21 protein-coding genes and 1 tRNA gene are annotated in these 22952 nt (G+C 62.6%); 21 read left to right on the forward strand and 1 reads right to left on the reverse strand.

Annotated features, from left to right (window positions below; all coding sequences use genetic code 11):
- The first annotated feature begins 81 nt into the window (after positions 1–81).
- The 7 genes from fliE to VVD47_RS01185 all read left to right on the forward strand — a co-directional run bounded on the left by fliE (position 82) and on the right by VVD47_RS01185 (position 10093).
- Positions 82–402 (forward strand): flagellar hook-basal body complex protein FliE, encoded by a 321-nt coding sequence (gene fliE / locus VVD47_RS01155; RefSeq protein WP_327601566.1) that lies wholly within the window; start codon positions 82–84, stop codon positions 400–402.
- 173 nt (positions 403–575) lie between these two features.
- Positions 576–1784 (forward strand): acetylornithine/succinyldiaminopimelate transaminase, encoded by a 1209-nt coding sequence (locus VVD47_RS01160; RefSeq protein ID WP_327601567.1) that lies wholly within the window; start codon positions 576–578, stop codon positions 1782–1784.
- A gap of 97 nt (positions 1785–1881) precedes the next feature.
- A complete protein-coding gene (locus VVD47_RS01165) occupies positions 1882–4452 on the forward strand; it encodes a PAS domain-containing hybrid sensor histidine kinase/response regulator (protein ID WP_327601568.1) in 2571 nt (856 codons plus the stop codon).
- Between the two features lie 244 nt (positions 4453–4696).
- Positions 4697–5833: a glutamine-hydrolyzing carbamoyl-phosphate synthase small subunit gene (gene carA, locus VVD47_RS01170; RefSeq protein WP_327601569.1), complete on the forward strand. Its 1137-nt coding sequence runs from the start codon at positions 4697–4699 to the stop codon at positions 5831–5833.
- An 85-nt stretch (positions 5834–5918) separates the two neighbouring features.
- Positions 5919–9140, forward strand: a complete 3222-nt coding sequence (gene carB, locus VVD47_RS01175; protein WP_327601570.1) for a carbamoyl-phosphate synthase large subunit — start codon at positions 5919–5921, stop codon at positions 9138–9140.
- Positions 9141–9149: 9 nt separating this feature from the next.
- Positions 9150–9626 (forward strand): transcription elongation factor GreA, encoded by a 477-nt coding sequence (gene greA / locus VVD47_RS01180; protein ID WP_327601571.1) that lies wholly within the window; start codon positions 9150–9152, stop codon positions 9624–9626.
- A gap of 5 nt (positions 9627–9631) precedes the next feature.
- Positions 9632–10093, forward strand: coding sequence for a DUF4149 domain-containing protein (locus tag VVD47_RS01185; protein WP_327601572.1), 462 nt, complete (start codon positions 9632–9634; stop codon positions 10091–10093).
- Positions 10094–10149: 56 nt separating this feature from the next.
- Here VVD47_RS01185 and yhbY read toward each other — a convergent pair whose 3' ends face one another.
- Positions 10150–10611 carry a ribosome assembly RNA-binding protein YhbY gene (yhbY, locus tag VVD47_RS01190; RefSeq protein ID WP_327601573.1) on the reverse strand — a complete coding sequence of 154 codons (462 nt, stop codon included), beginning with the start codon at positions 10609–10611 and terminating at the stop codon, positions 10150–10152.
- Positions 10612–10649: 38 nt separating this feature from the next.
- On the opposite strand from yhbY, the gene VVD47_RS01195 reads away from it, so the two are divergent.
- The 14 genes from VVD47_RS01195 to VVD47_RS01260 all read left to right on the forward strand — a co-directional run bounded on the left by VVD47_RS01195 (position 10650) and on the right by VVD47_RS01260 (position 22951).
- Complete coding sequence (locus VVD47_RS01195) at positions 10650–11288, forward strand: RlmE family RNA methyltransferase (protein WP_327601574.1); 639 nt, start codon at positions 10650–10652, stop codon at positions 11286–11288.
- A 107-nt stretch (positions 11289–11395) separates the two neighbouring features.
- Positions 11396–13285, forward strand: a complete 1890-nt coding sequence (gene ftsH, locus VVD47_RS01200) for an ATP-dependent zinc metalloprotease FtsH (RefSeq protein ID WP_327601575.1) — start codon at positions 11396–11398, stop codon at positions 13283–13285.
- 69 nt (positions 13286–13354) lie between these two features.
- Positions 13355–14188 (forward strand): dihydropteroate synthase, encoded by an 834-nt coding sequence (gene folP, locus VVD47_RS01205; RefSeq protein WP_327601576.1) that lies wholly within the window; start codon positions 13355–13357, stop codon positions 14186–14188.
- Between the two features lie 43 nt (positions 14189–14231).
- Positions 14232–15584 carry a phosphoglucosamine mutase gene (glmM, locus tag VVD47_RS01210; protein WP_327601577.1) on the forward strand — a complete coding sequence of 451 codons (1353 nt, stop codon included), beginning with the start codon at positions 14232–14234 and terminating at the stop codon, positions 15582–15584.
- 126 nt (positions 15585–15710) lie between these two features.
- Complete coding sequence (locus VVD47_RS01215; protein WP_327601578.1) at positions 15711–16709, forward strand: PstS family phosphate ABC transporter substrate-binding protein; 999 nt, start codon at positions 15711–15713, stop codon at positions 16707–16709.
- 92 nt (positions 16710–16801) lie between these two features.
- Positions 16802–17752: a phosphate ABC transporter permease subunit PstC gene (gene pstC, locus VVD47_RS01220; protein WP_327601579.1), complete on the forward strand. Its 951-nt coding sequence runs from the start codon at positions 16802–16804 to the stop codon at positions 17750–17752.
- A 1-nt stretch (position 17753) separates the two neighbouring features.
- The gene (gene pstA, locus VVD47_RS01225; protein WP_327601580.1) at positions 17754–18698 is read left to right on the forward strand and encodes a phosphate ABC transporter permease PstA; all 945 of its coding nucleotides are present in this window, start codon (positions 17754–17756) and stop codon (positions 18696–18698) included.
- Between the two features lie 48 nt (positions 18699–18746).
- Positions 18747–19529, forward strand: coding sequence for a phosphate ABC transporter ATP-binding protein PstB (gene pstB, locus VVD47_RS01230; RefSeq protein ID WP_327601581.1), 783 nt, complete (start codon positions 18747–18749; stop codon positions 19527–19529).
- 101 nt (positions 19530–19630) lie between these two features.
- Positions 19631–19990: a preprotein translocase subunit SecG gene (gene secG, locus VVD47_RS01235; protein WP_327601582.1), complete on the forward strand. Its 360-nt coding sequence runs from the start codon at positions 19631–19633 to the stop codon at positions 19988–19990.
- A gap of 54 nt (positions 19991–20044) precedes the next feature.
- A tRNA-Leu gene (locus VVD47_RS01240) sits at positions 20045–20129 on the forward strand.
- Positions 20130–20202: 73 nt separating this feature from the next.
- The gene (ndhC, locus tag VVD47_RS01245; RefSeq protein WP_327601583.1) at positions 20203–20577 is read left to right on the forward strand and encodes an NADH-quinone oxidoreductase subunit A; all 375 of its coding nucleotides are present in this window, start codon (positions 20203–20205) and stop codon (positions 20575–20577) included.
- Positions 20578–20612: 35 nt separating this feature from the next.
- Positions 20613–21089 (forward strand): NuoB/complex I 20 kDa subunit family protein, encoded by a 477-nt coding sequence (locus VVD47_RS01250; protein ID WP_327601584.1) that lies wholly within the window; start codon positions 20613–20615, stop codon positions 21087–21089.
- Between the two features lie 10 nt (positions 21090–21099).
- A complete protein-coding gene (locus VVD47_RS01255; RefSeq protein WP_327601585.1) occupies positions 21100–21705 on the forward strand; it encodes an NADH-quinone oxidoreductase subunit C in 606 nt (201 codons plus the stop codon).
- Positions 21698–22951, forward strand: coding sequence for an NADH-quinone oxidoreductase subunit D (locus VVD47_RS01260; protein ID WP_327601586.1), 1254 nt, complete (start codon positions 21698–21700; stop codon positions 22949–22951). Before VVD47_RS01255 ends, VVD47_RS01260 begins: the two co-directional genes overlap by 8 nt.
- The last annotated feature ends 1 nt before the right edge of the window (position 22952 follow it).

Consider the following 22952-nt stretch of genomic DNA (forward strand, 5'->3'; position numbering starts at 1 on the left):
TGGCACATAATCTGCTTAGAAGTAGTTGATACGTCACCGAGACGTCACCCAGACGTCACCGAGTCAATCAGGCTGGAATAAATGGACACCAAGGGCATCGATCAGGTTATCGGACAACTCCGCGCTACCGCAGACGCTGCGGCCAGCAAGAGTGCGTCTGCCGCCGATGCCACCGGTGGCGCCAGCTTTGCCTCCGCCCTGCAGAACGCGCTGCAGGAAGTCAGCCAGGCCCAGGCCAGCGCGCAGGAAATGTCGCGCGAGTTTTCCGCCGGCAACCCCGACGTCAACCTGCAGGACGTGATGGTCAACCTGCAGAAAGCCAACCTCTCGTTCCAGCAGATGGTCCAGGTGCGCAACCGATTGGTCACCGCGTACCAGGACATCATGAACATGCAGGTGTGACCTGTAGGCGCCGAAAGGCGTAACACGGCCCCCCGCAAATTCCTGCAAAATCCCGGTACGCGGACTTCGATACGACGATCACTGATCGTCGTTTTCGTTTTTGCGCGACGGGTGATGTGCGGCGGCCCGTCGGATCAAGCCTCCCGCCGCACTGCATCCTGAAAGGAATAACCGTGAGTCACCCCGTCCAACGTGCTGATTTCGATCGCTACATGGTTCCCGTCTTCTCTCCGCTCGAAATGATCTTCGTGCGAGGCGAAGGCTCGCGCCTGTGGGATCAGGCCGGGCGTGACTACATCGACTTCGGCGCCGGCATCGCCGTCACCGCGCTGGGCCACGGCCACCCGGCTCTGCTGGCAGCCCTCCACGAGCAGGCCGCCAAGCTGTGGCACGTGTCGAACTACTACACCAACGAGCCGGTGCTGAAGCTGGCGCGCATGATCTGCGAATCCACGTTTGCGGAGCGGGTGTTCTTCAGCAATTCCGGTGCCGAGGCCAACGAAGGTGCGATCAAGCTGGCGCGCAAGCGGGCGATCGACCGCCACGGTCCCGAGAAGATCGAGATCGTGGCCTTCAATGGTTCCTTCCATGGCCGTACCTTCATGACCATGGCAGTCGGCGGGCAGCCCAAGTATTCGTCGGGCATGGGGCCGCTGCCGGAGGGGATCATCCACGTTGACTACAACGACATCGAGGCCGTGCGCCGCGTCATCGGACCGAGGACCTGTGCCGTGGTCATCGAGCCGGTGGTGGGCGAAAGCGGTGTCGTGCCGGCTACGCCCGAGTTCCTGCGCACCTTGCGCGAACTCTGCACGCAGCACGACGCGATGCTGGTGTTCGACGAGATCCAGTCCGGCAACGGCCGTACCGGCAATCTGTTCGCCTACATGGGGTACGGCGTGACGCCGGACATCCTGACCACCGCCAAGGGCATTGCCGGTGGCTTCCCGATGGGCGTCATGATGACCACCGAGGCGATCGCCTCTGCCTTCCATGTCGGCTCTCACGGCAGTACCTTTGGCGGCAATCCGCTGGCCGCTGCGGTCGCCTGCGCGGCGTTCGACCTGATCCGCTCCGATGCGGTGCTGGCCGGCGTGCGCAGCAAGGCCGAGCGTGCGGCGTCGCGCCTGCGTGACATGGCCACCAGTACCGGCTGTTTCGGCGAAGTGCGCCATGCCGGCCTGTGGTTCGGCTTGCAACTGGTGCCGGAAATGGCCGGCCGCGCCAAGGATTTCGTGACCGTCGGCGCCGAGGAAGGGCTGCTGGTGTTGCAGGGCGGGCCGGACGTCGTGCGACTGGCGACCTCGCTCGTCATCAGCGATGCCGAGCTGGACGAAGGCCTGAACCGGCTTGAGCGCGTCTGCAAGCGCCTGAAAGCCTGAGCGCGTTGCGAAAGTTTGCCGGGTCGGCTCAAGCTGGCCGTCCCGGCGCTCGTTAAGCAATGGTGGTTTCCCTTCCCATTTTCCGTCCCCGCCATCCATGAATCTGCCGGAGAACCCCGCTCAGGACGACTTTCCCAGACTGGTCGCGCAGGCCCAGCAGTTGGCGAAGCGGGCGGGCATGGGCAGCGTGCTGGTCGAGACGCCTGCGTCGGCGAACGAACTCGCCGGCCGGCTCATGCACATGCTGGACCAGCAATTGCGCGAGAAGGAGCGGCTGACGCTCGCGCTGGACAGCGTGCACGACGGCTTGTGGGACTGGGACAGCGAACGCGGGCAGAACTACCTGAGCCCGGCCTGGAAGGAAGTGCTGGGTTTCGCCGCCAGCGAGCTGGGCGACGATCAGGCGCAATGGGAAGCTATGATGCATCCGGACGATCTGCCGGAAGCGCGTCGCCGCCTGATTTCCCACCTGAAGGGTGAGACGGGCGACTTCCAGGCGGAGTACCGCTTGCGCACCAAGGAGGGTACCTGGTGCTGGATCGCGACCCACGGGCGTGTCGTCGCCCGCAATGCCGAGGGCCGCGCCACGCGCGTGGTGGGCGTGCATCGCAACATCAACGATCGCAAGGGCTGGGAGTTCGCGCTGCTGCGCGCCAAGGAGGCGGCTGAGTCTGCAAGCCGCGCCAAGGGTGACTTCCTGGCCAACATGAGCCACGAGATCCGCACGCCGATGAACGGGATCATCGGCATGACGGAGCTGGCGCTTGATACGCAGCTCGATTCCGAGCAACGCGGCTACCTGACGACGGTGAAGTCCTCGGCCGAATCGCTGCTGTCCATCATCAACGACATCCTCGATTTCTCGAAGATCGAGGCGGGCAAGCTGGAGCTGGAGAACATCGAGTTCTCGCTGCCTGCGGTCATCTCCGACACCTTCAAGGCGCTGGCGCTCCGCGGCCACCAGAAGGGGCTGGAGATGGTCTTCGGCATCGCGCCGGGCACGCCGCATGTGCTGCGCGGAGATCCTAACCGCCTGCGCCAGGTGCTGATGAACCTGCTGGGCAACGCGATCAAGTTTACGGAGAAGGGCGAGATCGAAGTCGTGGTCCGCCTGGTCAGCCGCGAAGCCGCCCAGGCGCGCCTGCAGTTCGAGGTGCGCGACACCGGCATCGGCATCGCCCGCGACAAGCAGGACGAGATATTCGGCGCCTTCTCGCAGGCGGACACGTCCACGACGCGTCGCTACGGCGGCACCGGCCTCGGCCTGGCTATCTGCCGCGAGCTCGTGGAGCTGATGCATGGCCGCATCTGGGTGGCCAGCGAAGCGGGGCAGGGCAGCACCTTCCACTTCACGACCGAGGTCGAGGTGGTGCGCGAGGAAGTGGCCAGCGAACGCGTCGATCCGCGCCTGACCGGCATGCGTGCCTTGCTGGTCGAAGACAGTCGCGCGACGGCCCGAGAAATCGGTGACACGCTCAAGCGCTGGGGCGTGCAGGTGAGCACCGCGGTGAGCGGCGAGGAGGCGCTTGCGACCCTGAAGATCGCCCATCGCGGCGGTGAGCCTTTCGACCTGATGATCGTGGACGGCAACATGCCGGAGCCGGGTGGCTTCGATCTGCCCTCCCGTTTCCACGAAGAGGGTGCAACCTGCGAGCGCATCATCATGATGCTGACGACTGACAGCCAGCGGAACGATTCCGCGCGCTGTCGCCAGCTCGGTGTGCGCGCCCACGTGGTCAAGCCGGTCTCATCGACCGACCTGCTGGATGCCATCAAGCTCGCGCTGATCCCGGCCAAGGACATGGATGTCGATCTCGAAGACATCCGCATCGACGAAGCCCTCGCCGAGGCCGACAGCCCGCGCCGCGTGCGTGACGTGCTGCTGGTGGAGGACAACCCGGTCAACCAGACCGTGGCGACCAAGATCCTCGAACGCGGCGGGTATCGCGTGACGGTGGCCGGCGATGGCCAGGAAGCCATCGAGTGCTTCGAGAAGCAGCGCTTCGACCTGATCCTCATGGACGTGCAGATGCCGGTACTGGGCGGTCTGGATGCCACCAAGGCCATCCGCGCCCGGGAAGCGCGGCGCAGCTGGGCGATGTCCGGCCGCTGGGAGGTCACGCCCATCATTGCGATGACCGCCCACGTCATGCAGGGTGATCGCGAGAAGTGCCTGGACGCCGGCATGGATGACTACGTGTCCAAGCCGATCCAGCCGCAGGAACTGTTCGCCGCGATCGAACGGGTGACGCGCCGTTTCCAGGCGACCGATTTCGAGGGCAACATTGCTAACTGGACCGAAGAGGCCCAGCAGGCCGCCGTGGTCCAGGGCGAAGTCGCCGATCTGTCGCAGACCATGGCCTTGCTGGATGGCGACCGGGATGCACTCGTCAACCTGATCGGCATCTTCCTGGCCGATTACCCGAAGAACGTCCAGCAACTCGAAAGCTCCGCAGCGAAAGGGGACATGAAAAGCCTGGGCGCCGTAGCGCACTCGCTGAAATCCTCGGTAGGGGTATTCGGCGCGTCGGTAGCGGCCGACGCTGCACAGAAAGTCGAGCACGCGGCGCGGCGCGGCGAGGCCGTCACGGCGACGCTGGGAGTGCCGGTGCTGTTGGCGGAACTGCAGCGGCTATCGGATTTCCTCGCCACGCAGATGTCCGCCTGATCGCCTTTCCCGCAGGCATCTCGCACGGCAGGGATTGCCGGGGAGGCTGTCTGCGGGCTATAATTCCGAAAATTTGCACGCGGGATGCGTCCGAGAGGGCGAGTCCCTTTTTTTACGCCGATTGATGGCGTGGGAAGTGTTGAAAACACGTGCAAAATCAATGCGTAACGCGACGCTGCGAGACGCTCCGGCGAGCTGGAAGCCCCGTTCCAGTCCCGGAAATCCTGGAATTTAGGAGCAGATTTTGGCTGACACCCTTCACGCGCTGCTTGCGCTTGCCGACGGTACCGTTTTTTCCGGCAGTGGCCTTGGCGCAGTGGGCAAATCGGTCGGCGAAGTGGTGTTCAACACCGCGATCACGGGTTACCAGGAAATCCTGACCGACCCGTCCTACACGCGCCAGATCGTTACCCTGACACATCCCCATATCGGCAACGTCGGCACCAATCGCGAGGATTGCGAGGCCAATGGCGTGTATGCCGCCGGCCTGGTCATCCGAGACCTGCCGGTGCGTGTGTCGAACTTCCGTTCCGAGCAATCGCTGGACGATTACCTGAAGGCGGCAAACGTTGTCGGCATCGCCGGCATCGACACCCGCAAGCTGACCCGCATCCTGCGTGAAAAAGGCGCGCAGGCTGGCTGCCTCGTCACTGCTGCCAGTGCGAAAGAACTGAACGCAGAGGCCGCCGTCGCCGAGGCGCGTGGCTTCCCCGGCCTGGCCGGCATGGACCTCGCCAAGGTGGTGAGTACCACCCGGTCCTATCCTTGGACTTCCGGTGAATGGAAGTTGGGTAAGGGCTTCGTGGAGCAAAGCAATGCGCGCTTCCATGTCGTTGCCTACGACTTCGGCGTGAAGCAGAACATCCTGCACATGCTGGCCGAGCGCGGCTGCAAGCTCACCGTCGTGCCGGCGCAGACGCCAGCGGCGGAAGTGCTGGCGATGAATCCGGACGGCGTGTTCCTGTCCAACGGCCCGGGCGACCCCGAGCCCTGCGACTACGCGATCGCCGCGACGAAGACTTTTCTCGAGAAGCGTCTGCCGGTGTTCGGCATCTGCCTGGGGCACCAGATCATGGGCCTGGCCGCTGGCGCAAAGACGCTGAAGATGAAGTTCGGCCACCACGGTGCGAACCATCCGGTGAAGGACCTGGACTCCGGCCGCGTGCTGATCACCAGCCAGAACCACGGTTTCGCGGTGGATGCCGCCACGCTGCCCGCCAACGTGCGCACCACGCACGTGTCGCTGTTCGACGGCAGCCTGCAGGGCCTCATCTGGACCGACCGCCCCGCGCTGTGCTTCCAGGGCCACCCGGAAGCCAGCCCTGGCCCGCATGACGTGGCCTACCTGTTCGACAAGTTCGTGAAAATGATGGAGAAGTGAAACGCGAAACGTGATGGCGCACCGCGCCAGCGAGGACGTGTCCGCACGTCATGACATCCACGTTTCAGGTTTCACGCGACAGTAAATGCCCAAACGCACCGACATAGAAAGCATCCTCATCATCGGCGCCGGCCCGATCATCATCGGCCAGGCCTGCGAGTTCGATTATTCGGGCGCGCAAGCTTGCAAGGCGCTGCGTGACGAGGGCTACAAGGTCATCCTGGTCAACAGCAATCCGGCCACGATCATGACCGACCCGAACATGGCCGACGTGACCTATATCGAGCCGATCACCTGGCAGGTGGTCGAGCGCATCATCGAGAAGGAACGTCCCGACGCCGTGCTGCCGACCATGGGCGGCCAGACCGCGCTGAACTGCGCGCTGGACCTGTGGCGTAACGGCGTGCTGGAGAAGTACGACGTCGAGCTGATCGGCGCCACGCCGGAAGCCATCGACAAGGCCGAGGACCGCCTGAAGTTCAAGGACGCGATGACCAAGATCGGTCTCGAATCCGCCCGCTCCGGCATCGCCCACAGCATGGAAGAGGCGCTCGCCGTGCAGGCCAAGGTGGGCTTCCCGGCCATCATCCGCCCCAGCTTCACGATGGGTGGTACGGGTGGCGGCATCGCCTACAACATCGAGGAATTCAACGAGATCTGCACCCGCGGCCTGGATCTGTCGCCCACCCGCGAACTGCTGATCGAAGAGTCGCTGCTGGGCTGGAAGGAGTTCGAGATGGAAGTCGTGCGCGACAAGCACGACAACTGCATCATCGTCTGCTCCATCGAGAACCTCGACCCGATGGGCGTACACACCGGTGACTCGATCACCATCGCGCCGGCTCAGACGCTGACCGACAAGGAATACCAGATCATGCGCAACGCCTCGGTGGCGGTGCTGCGCGAGATCGGCGTGGATACCGGCGGCTCCAACGTGCAGTTCGCGGTGAATCCGAAGGACGGTCGCCTGATCGTCATCGAGATGAACCCGCGCGTGTCGCGTTCCTCCGCGCTGGCCTCCAAGGCCACCGGCTTCCCGATCGCCAAGATCGCCGCCAAGCTGGCCGTGGGCTTCACCCTGGACGAACTGAAGAACGACATCACCGGCGGCCTGACCCCGGCGTCCTTCGAGCCGTCCATCGACTACATCGTCACCAAGATCCCGCGTTTCGCCTTCGAGAAATTCCCGCAGGCCAACGCGCGCCTCACCACCCAGATGAAGTCGGTGGGCGAGGTGATGGCGATGGGCCGTACCTTCCAGGAGTCTTTCCAGAAGGCGCTGCGCGGCCTGGAAGTCGGCGCTTACGGTCTCGACGAAATCGAGTGCGATCGCGAAGAGCTGGAACTGGAACTGGCGAACCCGGGCGCGAGCCGCATCTGGTACGTCGGCCAAGGCTTCCGCGAAGGCATGTCGCTGGATGAACTGCACAAGCTGACCAAGATCGACCCGTGGTTCCTCGCGCAGATCGAGGACATCATCCTCAGCGAGAAGAACCTGAGCGGCCGTTCGCTGAAGAGTCTGGACGCCGCGGCGCTGCGCGTGCTGAAGCGCAAGGGCTTCTCGGACCGTCGGCTTTCGAAGCTGCTGGGCTCGGATGAAACCGCGGTGCGCCTGCATCGCCATGCACTGGGTGTGCGTCCGGTCTACAAGCGCGTCGATACCTGCGCGGCCGAGTTCGCTTCGAACACCGCCTACATGTATTCCAGCTATGAAGAGGAATGCGAGGCACAGCCGACCAACAAGAAGAAGATCATGGTGCTGGGCGGTGGTCCGAACCGCATCGGCCAGGGCATCGAGTTCGACTACTGCTGCGTGCACGCGGCGCTCGCGCTGCGCGAGGATGGTTATGAAACCATCATGGTCAACTGCAACCCGGAAACCGTGTCGACCGACTACGACACCTCCGACCGTCTGTACTTCGAACCGATCACGCTGGAAGACATCCTCGAGATCGTGCATGTCGAGAAGCCGGTCGGCGTGATCGTGCAATTCGGCGGCCAGACGCCGCTGAAGCGCGCCCGCGCGCTGGAGGCGAACGGTGTGCCCATCATCGGTACCAGCCCGGACATGATCGACGCTGCGGAAGACCGTGAGCGTTTCCAGAAGCTGCTGCAGGACCTGGGCCTCAAGCAGCCACCCAACCGCACCGCACGTGCACCGGAAGAGGCCGTGCGCCTGGCGGCCGAGATCGGCTACCCGCTGGTCGTGCGCCCCAGCTATGTGCTGGGCGGTCGTGCGATGGAAATTGTGCACGAGCAGAAGGACCTGGAGCGCTACATGCGCGAGGCCGTGAAGGTCTCCAACGATTCACCGGTGTTGCTGGACCGCTTCCTGAACGATGCGACTGAAGTGGACGTCGATGCGCTGTCCGACGGCAAGCAGGTCATCATCGGCGGCATCATGGAACACATCGAGCAGGCCGGCGTGCACTCGGGTGACTCTGCCTGTTCGCTGCCGCCTTATTCGCTGTCGAAGGTGCTGCAGGACGAACTGCGCCGTCAGACCGAGCTGATGGCCAAGGCGCTGAACGTCGTCGGCCTGATGAACGTGCAGTTCGCCATCCAGGGCCAAGGCGACAATGCGGTGGTGTACGTGCTGGAAGTGAATCCGCGCGCTTCGCGCACCGTGCCTTTCGTGTCCAAGGCCTGCTCGCTGCCGCTGGCGAAGATCGCCGCACGTGCCATGGCAGGCCAGACGCTGGCGGAACAGGGCCTGAAGGGCGAGATCGTGCCGCCTTACTACTCGGTGAAGGAAGCGGTCTTCCCCTTCAACAAGTTCCCGGGCGTCGACACCATCCTCGGACCGGAGATGAAGTCCACCGGTGAAGTGATGGGCGTCGGCCGCAGCTTCGCGGAAGCTTTCGTGAAGAGCCAGATCGCTGCCGGCACGCGTCTGCCGCAGGCAGGCAAAGTGTTCATCAGCGTCAAGCCGACGGACCGGCCCAAGGCGATCGAGGTCGCGCGCGAGCTGATCGAGCTCGGCTTCACGCTGGTCGCCACGAAGGGTACGGCGACGCACCTGGAGGCCGCGGGCATCGCGGTGGAAGCGGTGAACAAGGTGATGGAAGGTCGTCCGCACATCGTGGACATGATCAAGAACAACGAGATCACCCTGGTCATCAACACGGTGGAAGAAAAGCGCCAGGCGATTGTCGATTCGCGCTCCATCCGCACCAGCGCGCTGGCTGCGAAGGTCACCGTCTACACCACTATCGAAGGCGCACGCGCGGCCTGCATGGGCATGCGCCATCTCGCCGGTCTGGAAACCTACTCGCTGCAATCCTTGCATGCCGAGTTGCTGCACTGATCCAAGAACATGAACACCATTCCGTTGACCGTTGCCGGTGCCGAACAGCTGAAGCAGGAGCTGCACCGCCTGAAGACCGTCGAGCGCCCGAAAGTCATCGAGGCGATTGCCGAGGCGCGCTCGCATGGCGACTTGTCCGAGAACGCCGAGTACGACGCCGCCAAGGAGCGTCAGGGCTTCATCGAGGGCCGCATCAAGGAGGTCGAAGGCAAACTGGGCAATGCCCAGATCATCGACCCCAAGCTGCTGGATGCGGACGGCCGTTGCGTGTTTGGCGCGACGGTGGATCTCGAGGATCTCGACTCCGGCGACTCCGTGACCTACCAGATCGTGGGTGACGACGAGGCCGACCTCAAGGCCGGCAAGATTTCGGTGAGCTCGCCGATTGCCCGCGCGCTGATCGGCAAGTACGCGGGTGATGTCGCCGAGGTTCAGGCGCCGGGCGGCGTGCGCGAGTACGAGGTACTCGACGTCAAGTACATCTGAAGTCGATGGGCCGCCTCGCCGATTACCTGTTCGCGATTGCCGCCACGCTGTGGGTCGGCGTCTTGTGGGCGATCGGCTATGTGGTGGCGCCGACCCTGTTCCATACCTTGAGTGACCGCAGCCTGGCCGGCTCGTTGGCCGGGCAGTTCTTCCGTATCGTGGCCTGGATCGGCATGGGCTGCGCGGCTTACCTGCTGATCTACCTGTTGGTGCGCGAAGGAGCCCGCGCACTGAAGGCGGCGGTGTTCTGGCTGGTGGTGGCGATGCTGCTGCTGGTACTTGCGGGCCACTTCGGCATCACGCCGATCATCGCGAAGCTGCGCGCCGAGGCTTTTCCGCGCGAAGTGATGGAAAGCGTGGTGCGCGATCGCTTCGTCGCCTGGCACGGGATTTCCAGCGTGCTCTACCTGATCCAGAGTGCACTCGGCATCGCGCTGGTTACCCAGCTGTTCAAGCGTCAGGCATAGGCGGTTTGGGTGCACTGCGTTCCAGAAAAAACGGCCCGCAAAGCGGGCCGTTGTCTTCAGCGGGCGCTTTTCTTGATGCGGCCGCTACCTGCCGTGGGCTTGCGGATACGCGGCGCGCGCTCCGAAGTCACCGTCGTGCGGATGGGCCCATCACGCTTCGGCCGGGCGCCGGAACTGACGCCGGGCAGCTTGCCACCTGCAATGCGCGGGCGGGTGGTCTTGCCTGCCGCTGCCGGAGCGGATTCATCGGGATTGGGGCGGAACAGGACGAGCAACTTGCCGATATGCTGGACGGCCGCGCAGCCGAGCTCCGTGCATACCGTATTGAGGATGTCCTCGCGGACGGCGCGCTCGTCGCCATACACGCGTACCTTGATGAGTTCGTGGGCCTTTAGCGAACGTTCGATTTCGGCCAGCACCGCAGGGGTCAGGCCATTGCCGGCAATGCTGACCACCGGATTCAGGTGATGGGCCTTGGCGCGCAGATCGCGGCGCTGGGCGGGTGTGAGCTGGAACATTCAGGAAAACTTTCGTAGCAAAACCGGATTTTACCGCGATGAAGCGCAGCAAGAGCAGCAAAAACTGGATGACGGAGCACGTCAACGATCACTGGGTCCAGCGCGCCAAGGCCGAGGGCTTTCGTGCACGCGCCGCGTTCAAGCTTCTGGAGATCGATGAGCGCGATCGCCTGTTGCGCCCGGGAATGGTGGTTGTCGATCTTGGATCGACGCCGGGCTCGTGGTGCCAGGTCGCCGCACCCCGCGTGAAACCGGGAGGCGAGGTATTCGCATTGGACATCCTGCCGATGGACCCGATCCCCGAAGTGACCTTCCTTCAGGGGGACTTCCGCGAGGACTCGGTGCTGATGGAATTTGAAACACTCCTGGCCGGACGTGAAGTTGACCTTGTTTTATCGGACATGGCCCCCAATATGTCTGGAATTGCCATCAGTGACGACGGCCGGATGATGCATCTTGCTGAATTGGCACTGGATTTTTCCCAATCGCATTTGCGCACGGGCGGCAACATGCTGATCAAGGTATTCCAGGGAGCCGGGTTCATGGAGTTTCGTGCGGCCATGCAGGAGAGTTTCAAGCAACTGCATTCACGTAAGCCGGATGCATCGCGCGACCGCAGTGCCGAGGTCTACCTGCTGGGAATGGGTCGTCTGGGGGCGCCAACGGGTCACCCATAGAAGGCTGCTATGAGGCCTATCTTGCATTGCAGCGTCGGAACGATAGGGCATAGAATCAGTCGAATCACGCCAAAGCCCCGGTATTCAGGGGCGTCACAGGAGTCGCCTTGAACAATCTTTTCAAGAATCTCGCCATCTGGCTGGTCATCGGTGTCGTGCTGATGACGGTGTTCAACCAGTTCAATTCCCGCCAGGCGACCCAGAACACGCTCGAGTACTCGCAGTTCATGGACGAGGCACGGCAGGGGCGTGTTGCCAAGGTTACGGTGGATGGCCGCAAGCTGATCGCCAAGACCCAGGACGGGCGCGACGTCACCGTCTACACGCCGGGCTATCAGGATCTGTGGATGATCGATGACCTGCGCAAGTACGGGGTCACGGTGTCTGCCGCCAAACCGGAAGAAGAACAGTCGGTGCTCATGAGCATCTTCGTGTCCTGGTTCCCGATGCTGCTGCTGATCGGGGTCTGGATCTTCTTCATGCGCCAGATGCAGGGCGGTGGCCGCGGGGGGGCCTTCTCCTTCGGCAAGAGCCGGGCGCGCATGCTCGACGATTCGGCCAACTCGATTACTTTCGCCGACGTTGCTGGCTGCGATGAAGCGAAGGAAGAGGTCTCCGAACTGGTCGACTTCCTGCGCGATCCGTCCAAGTTCCAGAAACTGGGTGGCCGTATTCCCAAGGGTGTGCTGATGGTCGGTTCGCCGGGTACCGGCAAGACCTTGCTCGCCAAGGCCATCGCCGGTGAAGCGAAGGTGCCGTTCTTCAGCATCTCCGGTTCGGACTTCGTGGAAATGTTCGTCGGCGTCGGTGCCGCACGCGTTCGCGACATGTTCGAGAACGCTAAGAAGCAGGCGCCCTGCATCGTCTTCATCGATGAAATCGACGCGGTGGGCCGCCAGCGTGGCGCCGGCCTCGGTGGTGGGAACGATGAGCGCGAGCAGACGCTGAACCAGTTGCTCGTTGAAATGGATGGCTTCGAAGGCCAGACCGGGGTGATCGTGATTGCCGCGACCAACCGTCCGGACGTGCTCGATCCTGCACTGCTGCGTCCGGGCCGCTTCGATCGCCAGGTCGTGGTGCCGCTGCCGGACATCCGTGGTCGTGAGCAGATCCTGCGCGTGCATATGCGCAAGGTGCCGATCGCGCCTGACGTCGATCCGCAAGTGCTTGCTCGCGGTACGCCGGGTTTTGCCGGTGCCGATCTCGCCAACCTGGTCAATGAGGCCGCCCTGTTCGCCGCACGCGCCAACAAGCGCCTGGTGGACATGGACGATTTCGAGAGCGCCAAGGACAAGATCATGATGGGCGCCGCGCGGCGCTCGGTGGTCATGCCGGAGGAAGAGCGCCGCAACACGGCGTATCACGAGTCCGGCCACGTCGTCGTCGCCAAGCTGCTCGACAAGACCGATCCGGTGCACAAGGTCACCATCATTCCGCGCGGGCGCGCGTTGGGCGTGACCATGCAGTTGCCGGAAGAGGACCGCTACAGCCAGGATCGTGACCGTCTGCTGCAGACCATCGCCGTGTTGTTCGGGGGCCGGATCGCCGAAGAAGTGTTCATGAACCAGATGACCACTGGCGCCTCGAACGACTTCCAGCGTGCAACCGACATTGCGCGTCGCATGGTCACCCAGTGGGGCATGTCCGATGCGCTCGGGCCGATGGTGTATGGCGAGGAGGAAGGTGAAATCTTCCTGGGTCGTTCCGTGACCCAGCATCGCAATGTGTCCGAAGCCACCATGCAGAAGGTGGACGGCGAGATCCGCCGGATCATCGATGCACAGTATGCCTTGGCGCGTCGCCTGATCGAGGAGAGCCGCGAGAAGATCGAAGTCATGACCGCGGCGCTGCTGGAGTGGGAAACGCTGGATGCGGACCAGATCAACGACATCATGGCTGGTGGCAAGCCGCGTCCGCCCAAGCCGTCCGCCACCCCGACGAATTCGCGCCCTGATGATTCTTCGGGCGCCGAGCCGAACGCACCGGCCGCGGCCTGACGCGGCTGGGGTTTCCCGATACGGGCGTCATCCAAGGATGACGCCCGTTTTGTTTTCCGACCTGCTTCCATGAAACAAACGACGGATCTGCAGTGTGCCGGTTTCACACTGAGCTTCGAACAACCGAAGGTGATGGCAATCATCAACCTCACGCCGGATTCGTTCTCCGGTGACGGCCATGCCGGCTCCACGGATGCGGTTTTGCGCCACGCCGAGCAAGCCCTGGCCGACGGCGCGGACATGCTCGACATCGGCGGCGAGTCATCGCGGCCCGGTGCGCAGCCGGTCAGTGAGCATGAAGAGCTCGACCGCGTGCTGCCGGCGCTGGAGCGCTTGTTGCCGCTCGGCCTGCCGATTTCAGTCGATACGGTGAAGCCTGTGGTGATGCGTGAGGCGGCGAGGGCGGGGGCGGCGATGATCAACGACATCAATGCCCTGCAGGCGGATGGCGCGCTAGAAGCTGCCGCGCAATCATCCGCCGCTGTTTGCCTGATGCACATGCAGGGCGAACCGCGCAGCATGCAGCAGGCGCCCCATTACGACGATGTTGTGCACGAAGTGGAGCAGCATCTGCTCGCGCGTGCTCGGGCGCTAATGGACGCAGGCTGCGCACCCGGGCGCATCGTGCTGGATCCGGGTTTCGGCTTCGGCAAGACGCTGGCGCACAATGTGCTGCTCTTCCGGGCGCTGCCGCGCTTCGCTGGCCTGGGCTATCCTCTGCTGGTCGGCGTTTCCCGCAAGACCATGCTTGGCCACATCACGGGCCGGGCTGTGCAGGAACGCCAGGCTGCCAGCGCGGCTGCAGCCTTGATGGCAGCGCAACATGGAGCTGCCATCCTGCGCGTGCACGATGTGGCGCCAACCGTCGATGCCCTGAAGGTGTGGGCAGCGTTGCGCGGTTGAATACTCGACAACAAGAAAACTTCCAGACAGGTCCATCATTTCCATGAGTCGCAAATACTTTGGCACCGACGGTGTACGTGGCCGCGTCGGCGAGTCCCCGATCACGCCGGAATTCGTGATGCGCCTTGGCTATGCCGCGGGCGTCACGCTGGTGGCGCGCGAGCAGATGCGTCCGGGACATCATCCTGCGGTGCTGATCGGCAAGGACACGCGGATTTCCGGCTACATGCTGGAGGCTGCGCTGGAGGCAGGATTTGCGGCTGCCGGCGTGGACGTGATCCTCGCAGGCCCGATTCCCACGCCGGCGGTTGCTTACCTCACCCGTGCGCTGCGCCTGCAGGCGGGGGTGGTCATTTCGGCGTCGCACAATCCGTACTACGACAACGGCATCAAGTTCTTCTCGGCAGGCGGCGCCAAGCTGCCCGATGCAGTGGAGGCCGAAATCGAGGCGCATCTGGATGAACCGATGGGCTGCGTGGATTCGGCCAGGATGGGGCGCGCACGTCGTATCGATGACGCCGCCGGCCGTTACATCGAGTTCTGCAAGAGCAGCTTCCCGAACGAGCTGAACCTGCGTGGCCTGAAGATCGCACTGGATTGTGCAAACGGCGCGGCCTACCAGATTGCGCCCAAGGTTTTCCATGAACTTGGCGCCGAGGTGGTGGCGGTGGGTGTCGAGCCCAACGGTCTCAACATCAACGATGGCGTCGGTGCCACGGCGCCCAAGAGCCTGAGCGAAGCGGTGTTGCGCACGGGGGCGGACATCGGCATTTCGCTGGACGGCGATGCGGACCGCGTACTGATGTGCGACCGCAGTGGCGAGCTGTATGACGGAGACAAACTTCTCTACGTCATCGCCCGTGCCCAGCAAGCGGAGGGGCGGTTGAGCGGCGTGGTTGGCACCTTGATGAGCAACCTCGGCTTCGAGAACGCGATCCGCGACATGGGGGTAGATTTCCACCGTGCCAAGGTGGGCGACCGCTACGTGCTGGAGTTGATGCTGGAGAAGGGCTGCAAGCTGGGTGGCGAGAATTCCGGTCATATCATCTGCCTGGACCGGCATACGACCGGTGACGGCATCGTGTCGGCGCTGCAGGTGCTGGCCGCCCTGCGGCAGAGCGGCGAAACCCTTGCCGAAGCGTGCCGATCCTTGGTGTTCTACCCCCAGAAGTTGATCAACGTACGCATGACTGCCGGTTTCGACTGGGCGTCGGACGCCGATATCGCTGCTGCCAGGCAAGCAGCCGAGGATGAACTGGGCCGCGAAGGGCGTGTCCTGCTGCGGCCCTCCGGCACCGAGCCATTGTTGCGTGTGATGGTGGAGGGGGCGGATGGCGCCAAGGTTGAACGCCTGTCCCGCAGCATTGCCGAGGTGGTGAGCCGGGCCGTCGAGTAGCAAACCACTGCAGGGGCTGCCGTAGCCCCTGTCGGTGCGACTGATTTCTTACACGTAATGCGTCTGTAACAAAGCGTTCATACACTTGCCTCCGGCTTCAGGCCAATCCATACAAGGAGTCGAGTTATGAACGGTTTCAAGATCCTGACCATCGCTGCGATGGTTGCTGCTGGTTTCGCTGCCCAGGGTGCCAAGGCCCAGGCAATCGTGAAGATTGACGGTTCCAGCACCGTCTTCCCGGTCACCGAAGCGGTCGCCGAAGAGTTCCAGAAGGCCAAGAAGGGCTCGGTCAAAGTGACCGTCGGCGTGTCTGGCACGGGTGGTGGCTTCAAGAAGTTCTGCCGTGGCGAGACCGATATCTCCGGTGCATCCCGCCCGATCCTTGCTAACGAAATGGCGGAGTGCAAGGCCGCCGGCATCAAGTACATCGAACTGCCCGTCGCTTTCGACGCGCTGACCGTCGTTGCCAACCCGAAGAACCCGTTCCTGAAGCAGATCACTGTCGAAGAACTGAAGAAGATCTGGGAACCGGCCGCTCAAGGCAAGATCACCAAGTGGAACCAGGTGAACCCGGCCTGGCCCGACGCGCCGATCAAGCTGTTCGGCCCGGGTGCCGACTCCGGCACCTTCGACTACTTCACCGAAGCCATCAACGGCAAGGCCAAGGCCAGCCGCGGCGACTTCACCGCGTCTGAAGATGACAACGTGCTGGTCCAGGGCGTCTCGCGTGACATCAACGCCATCGGTTATTTCGGCTATGCCTACTACGCCGAGAACCAGGACAAGCTGAAGGCCATTCCTGTCGTCGAAAAGGCAGGCAAGCCCGCCGTGCTGCCGTCGCAGGACACGGTCATGAAGGGTACTTACCAACCCCTGTCGCGTCCGATCTTCATCTACGTGTCGGCCAAGTCCGCTGATCGCGCTGAAGTGAAGGAGTTCATCGACTTCTACCTGAAGGAAGGCGGCAAGCTGGCCAAGGAAGTGAAGTACGTGCCGCTGCCGGACGCCGAGTACAAGCACGCGCATGAAATCTTCACCAAGCGCCGCACCGGCACCGCTTTCGGCGGCGTGCCCGAAGTCGGCGTGGAAGTTGCTGAGCTGCTGAAGCGCGAACCCAAGGAATAACTCCTCCGGGTTCTGCAGGAACCCCGGGATGCTGCGTGCAGGTCCCGGGGTTTTTTTGTGGCGTGACGTCAGGAGAGGGCAGGTAAAATCACATGGATAACGTCATGTTGAGAGAGGGTGAGGTCGTGATGGGTGCGAGCACCAGCGATCGTTTGAAAAAGAAACGCCTGCGCAATCTGCGCGAGAGCTTCATCGAATCGCTGCTTTTCCTGGCGGCCTTCGTTTCCGTGGTGACGACGGTCGGGATCGTATACATCCTGGTGTCGGAGTCGCTGAACTTCTTCGCGGAAGTCCCGCTGATCGACTTCCTGACCGATACGCAGTGGACGCCGCTGTTCGCCGATGCCCACTTCGGCATCATGGTGCTGATTTCCGGCACCCTGACCAGCGCCGGCGTTGCCCTCGCCGTCGCGTTGCCGCTCGGGACCATCATCGCCATCTACCTGTCGGAGTTCGCCACGTTCTCGGTGCGCGAGGCCGCCAAGCCGGTGCTGGAGTTGCTGGGTGGCGTACCTACCATCGTGTTCGGCTACTTCGCGCTGATCGTCGTGACGCCGGCACTACAGAAGATTTTCCCGTCCCTGCCTGGCTTCAACATCCTGTCCGCCGGCCTGGTGATGGGCGTCATGATCATTCCGTACGTCGCTTCGCTGGCCGAAGACGCCATGCGTGCCGTGCCGATGAGCCTGCGCGAAGGGTCCTACGCCATGGGCGCGACTCGCCTGCAGACGGCGCTGCGCGTCGTGCTGCCGGCCGCCATCTCCGGCGTGGCATCGGCTTACGTGCTCGCCATCTCGCGTGCTGTCGGTGAAACCATGATCTTGACCGTGGCCGCGGGGAGTCAGCCTTTGCTGACCTTCAATCCGGCCGATTCGGCGATGACCCTGGCGTCCTATATCGCCGGCGTGTCGATGGGCGACCTGCCGCACGACTCCATCGGTTACAAGACGATTTTTGCCGCCGGCCTCACGCTGATGCTGATGACGCTGGCGTTGAACATCTTCGGCCACTGGCTGCGCAAGCGCTACCGCGAGGTCTACTGACATGAATACCGCTGTTGCTCCGAACAAGGAAAGGGATCTGGCGGCAATCCGCTCGCTGATCCAGAAGCACAAGCGCTGGGATGCCATGTTCGGCGTTCTCGGCATCGTATGCCTGATGATCGGCGTGCTGACCCTGATCGCGCTGTTTGCCGACATGATCAGCGCCGGTGGCCAGCGCCTGTCCTGGGACTTCTTCACCAATTTCCCGTCGCGACGCGCAGGCCAGGCGGGCATCCTCGCCGCCTGGGTGGGATCCACGCTGGTCATGGTGGTGACTGCGGCCACCGCGATCCCGCTGGGGGTTGCCGCTGGCGTCTATCTCGAAGAGTACGCACCCAAGAACTGGGTGACCGACCTCATCGAGATCAACGTCACCAACCTGGCCGGCGTGCCGTCCATCGTGTATGGCCTGCTGGGCCTGGGTATCTTCGTCTACACCTTCGGCCTCGGTCACAGCATCCTCACTGCTGGCCTGACGCTGGCGCTGTTGATCCTGCCCGTGGTCATCGTGGCGACCCGAGAGGCCATCCGCGCCATTCCGCAAATGGTGCGCGAAGGTGCCTACGCCTGCGGTGCAACCACCTGGCAGACGGTGCGCGACCACATCGTGCCTTACTCCAGTGCTGGCATCCTGACCGGCGTCATCATCGGCCTGGCGCGTGCCATCGGTGAAACCGCGCCGCTGATCGTGGTGGGGGCCGTGACCTTCATCGCCTTCCTGCCGCCCGCTCCGGGCACTGGCGAGCCTACCGCCGGCCTCTTCGACTGGCTCTTCGCCGACTTCACCGTCTTGCCGATCCAGATGTTCAACTGGACTTCGCGCCCGGATGCGAACTTCCATGCCAATGCCGCGGCGGCGGGCCTGGTGCTGGTGCTCATGACGCTGCTCATGAACGGCCTGGCGATCTGGCTGCGTTATCGCATGCGCAAGAACATCAAGTGGTAACCCGTTGGCAAGCCCGCTTCCGAACGAATATTCCGCACAGAGATCGCCATGAGCAAAGTTGCTACCCCTGAAAAAATCAAGGCTGAGGTCAAGGACTTCAACTTCCATTACAGCGCCTTCCATGCGCTGAAAAGCGTCAATTTCCCGGTGTACGAGAAGAAGGTCACCGCGCTGATCGGCCCGTCCGGTTGCGGCAAGTCCACGCTGCTGCGCTCGTTCAACCGCATGCACGACCTGTATCCGGGCAACCGGTACGAAGGCGAGATCCGCCTGCATCCCGACAACACCAACCTGCTGGCTTCGGATGTCGATCCGATCGAAGTCCGCATGCGCATCAGTATGGTGTTCCAGAAGCCGAATCCCTTCCCGAAGTCGATCTACGAGAACGTGGCCTACGGCCTGCGCGTACGTGGCGAAAACAGCCGGGCATTGCTCGACGAGAAGGTGGAGCAGGCGCTGCGTGGGGCGTCGCTGTGGGATGAGGTGAAGGACCGCCTCAACGATCTCGGCGCCAACCTCTCGGGCGGCCAGCAGCAACGCCTGTGCATTGCGCGCGCCCTAGCGACCGACCCGGAGATCATCCTGTTCGATGAGCCGACCTCCGCGCTGGACCCGATCGCGACGGCCAACATCGAAGAGCTGGTGACCGAACTGAAGGACAAGGTCACCATCCTCATCGTGACGCACAACATGCAGCAGGCCGCCCGCGTCTCCGACTACACGGCCTACATGTACCTCGGCGAGCTCATCGAGTTCGGCGTCACCGACCAGATGTTCGTGAAGCCGCAGAAGAAGCAGACCGAAGACTACATCACCGGTCGCTTCGGCTGACGTCGCGGGGCCATGCGCCCCGATCTGGTGCCTTACATTGACTGATGCAAGGGGGCGGGATAACATCCCGCTTCTTTGCTAACTGACCCTGCGTACAAGACATGGGTGGTCCAATATTCAGCGTGGTGCTCGTCCTTCACATTCTCGTGGGGTTAGCACTCATCGTTTTCGTGCTCCTGCAGCACGGCAAGGGCGCCGATGTCGGTGCGTCCTTTGGTGGTGGTTCCGCAGGCAGCCTTTTCGGTTCTTCCGGTTCGGCGAATTTCCTCAGCCGGACGACTGCTATTCTCGCCACGGTTTTCTTCGTCACCAGCCTCGGTCTGACCTATTTGGCAGGTCATCGTGCGGGTGTGGCGGCAGTTCCGGCGAGTCTTATGGATGGAGTTGAGAATCAATCCGCTCCTGCCGCAGTGCCGTCTGCGCCGGCTACTGATTCAAAGTCCAGCGACATTCCGAAATAAGATAGTTGCTTGGCGGTTCAGTAGCCGTCACGTATAATCCTTTTGTTGCGGTGCGCCGACGTGGTGAAATTGGTAGACACGCCATCTTGAGGGGGTGGTGGCGCAAGCCGTGTGAGTTCGAGTCTCACCGTCGGCACCAGTCATTTAGAAACGCCCGCACATGCGGGCGTTTCTCCGAATTAGTCAGTAACTCCAGTTAATCGGAGCCTTGGATGCTAGAAAACTACTTTCCGGTATTGCTGTTTATTGTTGTCGGAGTAGTAATCGGCGTCCTGCCCATTCTTCTGGGGCGCATTCTCGCGCCTCATCGTCCTGATCCGGAAAAGCTTTCGCCCTACGAGTGCGGTTTCGAGGCATTCGAGGATGCGCGCATGAAATTCGATGTGCGCTATTACCTGATTGCAATTCTGTTCATCCTATTCGATCTTGAAGTGGCGTTCCTGATTCCCTGGGCATCGATCCTCAAGGAACTGGCCGCCACCGAAGCAGTCCGTCTGTTCGGTTTCTTCGAGATGTTCGTATTTCTCGGCATTCTTATCCTCGGTTACGTGTACGTCTGGAAGAAAGGCGCCCTCGACTGGGAATGAGTGCTGTATCGCAGTATTGAATCAAAGGTGCAGCCGTGAGTATTGAAGGCGTATTCCGCGAGGGGTTCGTTACCACGACCCTCGATACGGTCATCAACTGGACCCGCACGGGTTCACTGTGGCCGATGACTTTCGGGCTGGCCTGCTGCGCGGTCGAGATGATCCATGCGGGCTGTTCCCGCTACGACCTCGACCGTTTCGGCGTCGTCTTCCGCCCCAGTCCCCGTCAGTCCGACCTGATGATCGTGGCTGGCACGCTTTGCAACAAAATGGCGCCCGCCTTGCGCAAGGTCTATGACCAGATGGCCGAACCGCGTTGGGTCATCTCCATGGGTTCCTGCGCCAACGGCGGCGGCTATTACCACTACTCCTACTCCGTGGTGCGCGGCTGCGATCGCGTGGTGCCCGTCGACGTGTATGTCCCGGGCTGCCCGCCGACGGCCGAGGCGCTTCTCTACGGCATCGTCCAGTTGCAGAAGAAGATCCGCAAGAACAGCACCATCGCGCGCTGAGGCAAGCCTGATGAGCCAGAAACTGGAACAACTCTCCGCCTCATTGCAGGCGACGTTCGAAGGACGCGTGCAGTCCTTGCGGCTGGATCGTGGCGAGCTCACGCTCACCGTCGCCGCAGCCGACTATTTCCAGGTTGCCGAAGTGCTTCGTGACACGCCGGCCCTGGGGTTCGAGCAACTGATCGATCTTTGCGGCGTGGACTACTCCAGCTATGCCGGCAGCCAGTCGTTCAGCAAGCGCTACGCGGCGGTCTCGCATCTGCTGTCCGTGAAGAACAATCATCGTCTGCGTCTGCGGGCGTTTGCGGATGAAGACGAGTTCCCGGTGCTGGCATCCGTCTGCGACGTGTGGCCGGCCGCGAACTGGTTCGAGCGCGAGGCGTTCGACCTGTACGGCATCATGTTCAGTGGTCACCCGGACCTGCGTCGCATCCTGACCGACTACGGCTTCGTCGGTCATCCGTTCCGCAAGGACTTTCCGATTTCCGGTTTCGTCGAAATGCGTTACGACCCGGAGCAGGGCCGTGTCATCTATCAGCCGGTAAGCATCGCGCCGCGCGAGATCACTCCGCGCATAGTGCGTGAGGAGAGCTACGGAGACGTCGGCCATGGCTGAGATCCGCAATTACACCGTCAACTTCGGCCCGCAACACCCTGCCGCGCACGGCGTGCTGCGCCTGGTGCTGGAACTGGATGGCGAGGTGGTGGAACGCGCCGACCCGCACATCGGCCTGTTGCACCGTGGTACCGAGAAGCTGGCCGAAACCCGCACCTGGATCCAGTCCGTGCCTTATATGGACCGTCTGGACTACGTCTCGATGATGTGCAACGAGCATGCTTACTGCATGGCCATCGAGAAGCTGCTGGGCATCGAAGTGCCGCTGCGCGCGCAGTACATCCGCGTGATGTTCGACGAGATCACGCGCGTGCTGAACCACCTGCTCAATATCGGCACGCACGCGCTGGACATCGGTGCCATGACGATGGTGCTTTACACCTTCCGCGAGCGCGAAGACCTCATGGATGCCTACGAGGCGGTGTCGGGTGCGCGTATGCACGCGGCCTACTATCGTCCGGGCGGCGTCTATCGCGATCTGCCGGAGCACATGCCGAAGTACGAGGTGTCCAAGTTCAAGGACGCGGCAACGGTCAAGGACCTGAACGCGGCTCGCGAAGGCTCCTTGCTGGACTTCCTCGATGACTTCACGCAGCGCTTCCCGAAGTATGTCGATGAATACGAGACGCTGCTGACGGACAACCGTATCTGGAAGCAGCGCACCGTCGGCATCTGCGTTGTGTCGCCAGAGCGTGCTTTGGCCCTGGGCTTTACCGGACCGATGCTGCGTGGCTCGGGCATCGAGTGGGATCTGCGCAAGAAGCAGCCCTACGAGGTGTACGATCAGGTCGATTTCGACATTCCTGTCGGTGTGAATGGCGACTGCTACGACCGTTACCTGTGTCGCATCGAGGAAATGCGCCAGAGCAACCGCATCATCCGCCAGTGCATCGACTGGCTGCGCAAGAATCCCGGCCCGGTGATCACCAGCAACTACAAGGTGGCTCCGCCGGCACGCAGCAGGATGAAGGAAAGCATGGAGGAGCTGATCCACCACTTCAAGCTGTTCACCGAAGGCATGCATGTGCCGGAAGGGGAGGCTTATGCGGCGGTGGAGCATCCGAAGGGTGAATTCGGCGTGTACGCCATTTCCGATGGCGCCAACAAGCCTTACCGCCTGAAACTTCGTGCGCCCGGTTTTGCGCACCTGGCAGCCATGGACGAGCTGGCACGCGGCTACATGATTGCCGACGTGGTGGCGATCATCGGAACGATGGACATCGTGTTCGGTGAGATTGACCGATGAG

Origin of the sequence: Uliginosibacterium sp. H1, assembly GCF_036017065.1 — a bacterium.
Lineage (GTDB): Bacteria > Pseudomonadota > Gammaproteobacteria > Burkholderiales > Rhodocyclaceae > Uliginosibacterium.

Excerpts from the sequence above, each read along its gene's own strand:
- fliE (WP_327601566.1), top strand. The coding sequence starts at position 82 with ATGGACACCAAGGGCATCGATCAGGTTATCGGACAACTCCGCGCTACC.
- VVD47_RS01165 (WP_327601568.1), top strand. The coding sequence starts at position 1,882 with ATGAATCTGCCGGAGAACCCCGCTCAGGACGACTTTCCCAGACTGGTC.
- carB (WP_327601570.1), top strand. The coding sequence starts at position 5,919 with ATGCCCAAACGCACCGACATAGAAAGCATCCTCATCATCGGCGCCGGC.
- greA (WP_327601571.1), top strand. The coding sequence starts at position 9,150 with ATGAACACCATTCCGTTGACCGTTGCCGGTGCCGAACAGCTGAAGCAG.
- VVD47_RS01185 (WP_327601572.1), top strand. The coding sequence starts at position 9,632 with ATGGGCCGCCTCGCCGATTACCTGTTCGCGATTGCCGCCACGCTGTGG.
- yhbY (WP_327601573.1), bottom strand. The coding sequence starts at position 10,611 with ATGTTCCAGCTCACACCCGCCCAGCGCCGCGATCTGCGCGCCAAGGCC.
- VVD47_RS01195 (WP_327601574.1), top strand. The coding sequence starts at position 10,650 with ATGAAGCGCAGCAAGAGCAGCAAAAACTGGATGACGGAGCACGTCAAC.
- folP (WP_327601576.1), top strand. The coding sequence starts at position 13,355 with ATGAAACAAACGACGGATCTGCAGTGTGCCGGTTTCACACTGAGCTTC.
- glmM (WP_327601577.1), top strand. The coding sequence starts at position 14,232 with ATGAGTCGCAAATACTTTGGCACCGACGGTGTACGTGGCCGCGTCGGC.
- VVD47_RS01215 (WP_327601578.1), top strand. The coding sequence starts at position 15,711 with ATGAACGGTTTCAAGATCCTGACCATCGCTGCGATGGTTGCTGCTGGT.
- pstC (WP_327601579.1), top strand. The coding sequence starts at position 16,802 with ATGGATAACGTCATGTTGAGAGAGGGTGAGGTCGTGATGGGTGCGAGC.
- pstA (WP_327601580.1), top strand. The coding sequence starts at position 17,754 with ATGAATACCGCTGTTGCTCCGAACAAGGAAAGGGATCTGGCGGCAATC.
- pstB (WP_327601581.1), top strand. The coding sequence starts at position 18,747 with ATGAGCAAAGTTGCTACCCCTGAAAAAATCAAGGCTGAGGTCAAGGAC.
- secG (WP_327601582.1), top strand. The coding sequence starts at position 19,631 with ATGGGTGGTCCAATATTCAGCGTGGTGCTCGTCCTTCACATTCTCGTG.
- ndhC (WP_327601583.1), top strand. The coding sequence starts at position 20,203 with ATGCTAGAAAACTACTTTCCGGTATTGCTGTTTATTGTTGTCGGAGTA.
- VVD47_RS01255 (WP_327601585.1), top strand. The coding sequence starts at position 21,100 with ATGAGCCAGAAACTGGAACAACTCTCCGCCTCATTGCAGGCGACGTTC.
- VVD47_RS01260 (WP_327601586.1), top strand. The coding sequence starts at position 21,698 with ATGGCTGAGATCCGCAATTACACCGTCAACTTCGGCCCGCAACACCCT.